Origin of the sequence: Limnohabitans sp., from assembly GCF_044361645.1 — a bacterium.
In the GTDB taxonomy this organism is placed as follows: Bacteria; Pseudomonadota; Gammaproteobacteria; order Burkholderiales; family Burkholderiaceae_C; genus Limnohabitans_A.
Genome location: NZ_JBIKIL010000194.1, coordinates 1 through 4,149, shown reverse-complemented (window position 1 = coordinate 4,149; position 4,149 = coordinate 1). Strand labels below are relative to the sequence as shown.

Below are 4,149 nucleotides of genomic sequence, written 5' to 3'. Positions count from 1 at the left end.
AGGAAATTGCGTTTCAACCTGGTCGTGTGCTCATGCATGACACCACCAGTACCCCGGCCTTGGTGGATGTGGCCGCCATGCGTGACGCACTGGCTGAGGCAGGTGTGGACCCGACGGTACTTAACCCGGGCCTGCAGGTGGATGTGTCAATTGACCACTCTCTGGCGGTAGAGGCCTATGCTAAGGCTGGTGCAGCAAATGAGAACCTGCAACATGAAATCCGCCGAAATTCCGAGCGCTACCGTTTCCTTCGGTGGGCTTCACAGGTGCTCAAAGGCGTGCGCATCAACCCGCCTGGTACTGGCATCATGCACACCATCAACCTGGAACAACTGGCTACGGTTGTGACGACCGAGCAGCGAGATGGTAAGGCGTGGCTGGTACCCGACATGATGATCGGCACCGACAGCCATACACCCATGGTCAACGGTATTGGGGTCCTAGGCTGGGGTGTGGGTGGACTTGAAGCGCAGACCGTGATGTTCGGCATGCCGACCATGCTGCGTATTCCCGATGTGATTGGTGTGCGATTGAGAGGTCGTCTCTTGCCTGGTGTGCTGGCCACCGATCTTGCCTTGACGGTGACTCAGCGGCTTCGTCAAGTGGGCGTAACAGGCGAGTTCGTCGAGTTCTTCGGTCCGGGCGTATCTGCCCTGAGAGCGGGCGACCGCGCTGTGGTGGCCAATATGGCGCCCGAATATGGGGCGACCACTGGGTACTTTCCGGTGGACCAGGCAACGCTCGACTACTTGCGCTCGACCGGTCGTTCACCGCAGGACATCGAACGTGTGGAAGCCTATATGCGACACACCGGCTTGTGGTTCAACCCCGAGGCGCAGCCGCGTTATACCAAGAGCATCGAAATTGACCTGGCGCAGATCGGCATGCATGTGGCAGGCCCGAAGCGACCCCAGGATTTGCTCGATCTCTCTCAAACCGGGCAGGCGTTGGCGAAAGTGGGCTTTCAATCAAAAGTGCAAAGCCATGACATGCCTGTGCACCCAGTGGCGATTGCCGCCATCACCAGCTGCACCAACACCTCCGACCCGGCATTGCTCATTGCCGCTGGCCTGCTGGCTCGCAAAGCGCGTACGCTGGGTCTGAAAGTTCCGTACTGGGTCAAGACCTCATTGGCTCCCGGATCACCTGCTGCCGCTTCCTACCTTCAGCGTGCCGGCCTGCTGAATGACCTGGAGGCTGTGGGCTTTGGCATCGTGGGTTTTGGTTGCACCACCTGCATCGGGAACCCCGGGCCGTTAACAGCACCCATTGTCCAGGCGCAAAACAGCGGTCACAGCAAGGCTGTGGCCATCCTCTCAGGTAACCGCAATTTCCCCGGTCGGGTGCATCCTGATTTGGAGTTGAGCTTCATCATGTCACCACCCTTGGTCATTGCCTTTGGCCTGGCTGGAGATGCGCAAAAGAATCTAGCAACCGAGCCAGTGCAAACCAATGCGGCAGGTCAAAAAGTCTTTCTGAAAGACCTGTGGCCTACGCATGAAGAGATCGCCGAGCACTTGGATCTAGGGTTGCAGCCGCAGGATTTCAAAAGAGATTTTGAAATTGCCACCGCCAACCCGTTGTGGCGGGCGCTAGAGGCGCCGCAAACGGCGCGGTTTCCTTGGGACGAGAAATCCACCATCCTGCGCCGCCCCCCCTTTGCAGCCGTGGACGCTGGCAGCCAGCTTGGACACTACAGCGCATTTCCCCTGCTAGTGGTGGGGGACGACGTGACCACGGACCACATTTCGCCCGCAAGCGCGATTCCACCCGAATCACTGGTGGCGGATTTTCTGGTGGCACGCGGCGATGACCGTAACGACCTCAATGTGTTCGCCTCACGCCGCGGCAACTGGGAGGTCATGATGCGGGCAACCTTTCACAATAAGACTCTGTTGAATCTTTTAAAGCCTGGCATGCCCGTGGCACACACTCTGCACATCCCATCGGGTGAGGTGCAGCCAATTTGGGACGTGGCCGCGCGCTACCGTGAGGCGGGTCAGTCGGTTGTGCTGGTAGCCGGTGAGCGCTATGGCATGGGCTCATCACGAGACTGGGCGGCCAAGGGCCAGCGCCTGCTGGGCATTCGTATGGTATTGGCGGTCAGTTTTGAGCGCATACACCGCTCAAACCTAATCGGCATGGGCATCTTGCCGCTGCGCTTACCTGAAGGCATGAACCCGCAGACGCTGAATATCCAACCAGGGGACCAGCTCGAAGTCCAAGCTGACGCAAAGCTCTTGGCTCCGCGTTGCAAGGTGCATGTGATGTTGCGTCGGGTAAATGGGACTGTGGAGTACATCGAAGCGCAGGCTGCGGTTGAAACCCAGCTTGAAGTTGAATTGTTACGTGCTGGTGGAGTGATTCCTTCTATCCTGCAGCAAACGATCCGCACGCACCGCGGTGAGACAGCCAAAGCCTGAAATCGGGAGCCCGGTCGTGCAGAATCCAGAATTCATGAGCACAGACAAAAACATTCCTACTCAAGTCTTGAATCTGATCCGCCAGGAGGGATTAGAGATTGGAGCACACTTACCTGCCCAGTGGCTGGCCGATCAGCTCAAGCTTTCACGTACGCCCATCAACGATGCATTGGCTTTTTTGCATAACAAGGGCATTCTGCAACGCGAGAGAAATCGGGGCTACTTTATTGCCAAGGCGGTCGATGCCGCTGACCCGGCCGTCCGAAAAAAACTGGGGCTGACGAAAACCGATGCCACCAGCCAGGCCTACTTTACGATGGCTGACGACCTGCTCAAGGGTGAGCTGCCCGAAACGGTGTCTGAGGTTTTGCTGCGCAACCGCTATGAGTTGACGGCTGCACAGCTGCAGGCCGTGCTGCACCGCATTGCACAGGAGGGTTGGGCGCAGAAAAAACCGGGTTACGGTTGGGAATTTTCTGCGATGCTGACCACGCCTGACAGTCTGCTTCAGTCTTATCGTCTGCGCATGGCCCTCGAACCGGCCGCCTTGCTTGAGCCGGGCTATCGGCTTGACCCTAAGGTCATTGAACAATGCCGAGCGGCCGAGCAGCACTTGCTTGGCGGGGGTATTGAAACCGACACGCCCGATCAACTGCACGAACGCGGCGTACGCTTTCATGAATCTTTGATTGAGGCTTCTGGCAATCCGTTTTTCATTGACACCATTCGCCGTGTCAACCGTGTGCGGCGTTTGATTTCTTATCGATCTATGCAAGACCGCAAGCGATACAAAGAGCACTGCCAACAGCACCTGCATTTGCTTGACCTCTTAGAAGCCAGCCGTAATCAAGAGGCGGCTGACATCATGCGAGAACACCTCTCTCGCACCCTCAAAAACCACCAGAAGATCCGAAAGATCCTTAAGCCATGACCTCGTCAACAGACTTACGCAAAGCCTTTGCACCAACCGGCAAGCTGCGTGCTTCCATCAATCTGGGCAATCCCATCCTGGCCAACAAAAATCCCCAAACGGGTGAACCTTTTGGCGTGTCGATTGACCTGGCGCGTGCTTTTGCCGAGCGACTGGGCGTAGATATCGAGTTGGTGGTGTTTGACGCAGCAGGAAAGTCAGTTGAAGCGGTTCGCGGCGAACAGGCTGATATCGGTTTTTTTGCTATAGACCCTTTACGAGGAGAAGGCATCGCGTTCACCTCGCCCTATGTGCTGATCGAGGGCAGTTACCTGGTCCCAGAAAAATCCCCCATCCACAGCAATGAGGAAGTGGATAGGCAAGGTATTCGCGTCACGGTGGGCAAAGGAAGTGCCTACGATCTGTTTTTGACCCGTGAACTCAAGCTAGCCGAGATTGTGCGCGCGCCCACATCACCCACAGTGGTCGATGTATTTGTCGAGCAGATGCTGGAAGTGGCGGCGGGCGTAAAGCAGCAACTCGAAGCCGATATGAATCGATTTTCAGGCTATCGGCTACTGCCGGGCCGCTTCATGGTGATCCAGCAAGCGATGGGGACACCCAAGTCGCGTGGCTCGGATGCATCAACGTATCTGGCAAAGTTTGTAGAAGAGATGAAGGCCAGCGGCTTTGTGGCGGAGGCGCTGCATCGCCATGGCATACAAGGCGCCTCTGTGGCGCCTGCGGCTTAAGGAGGAAACATGTTTGCTTATGTCGGCTCCCGAACCACCCGTGAGCGAAATGCCAGAGGGGATG

The 4,149-nt window shown here is 57.0% G+C and carries 3 protein-coding genes; all 3 read left to right on the top strand.

From position 1 onward, the window contains the following. Positions 1–2,423: aconitate hydratase AcnA (acnA, locus tag ACIQ39_RS18805; RefSeq protein ID WP_396436111.1), on the top strand; the 2,423-nt coding region annotated here is incomplete at its 5' end. Between the two features lie 34 nt (positions 2,424–2,457). Beyond that, entirely contained in the window at positions 2,458–3,354 is an 897-nt protein-coding gene (locus ACIQ39_RS18800) for an FCD domain-containing protein (RefSeq protein ID WP_396436110.1), read from the top strand. Further along, a complete protein-coding gene (locus ACIQ39_RS18795; protein WP_396436109.1) occupies positions 3,351–4,085 on the top strand; it encodes an ABC transporter substrate-binding protein in 735 nt (244 codons plus the stop codon). The genes ACIQ39_RS18800 and ACIQ39_RS18795 overlap by 4 nt, the downstream gene beginning before the upstream one ends. Positions 4,086–4,149 lie beyond the last annotated feature (64 nt).

What these genes read in the sequence shown, in the direction of transcription:
- ACIQ39_RS18795 (WP_396436109.1), top strand. Translation starts at nt 3,351, where the DNA reads ATGACCTCGTCAACAGACTTACGCAAAGCCTTTGCACCAACCGGCAAG.
- ACIQ39_RS18800 (WP_396436110.1), top strand. Translation starts at nt 2,458, where the DNA reads ATGAGCACAGACAAAAACATTCCTACTCAAGTCTTGAATCTGATCCGC.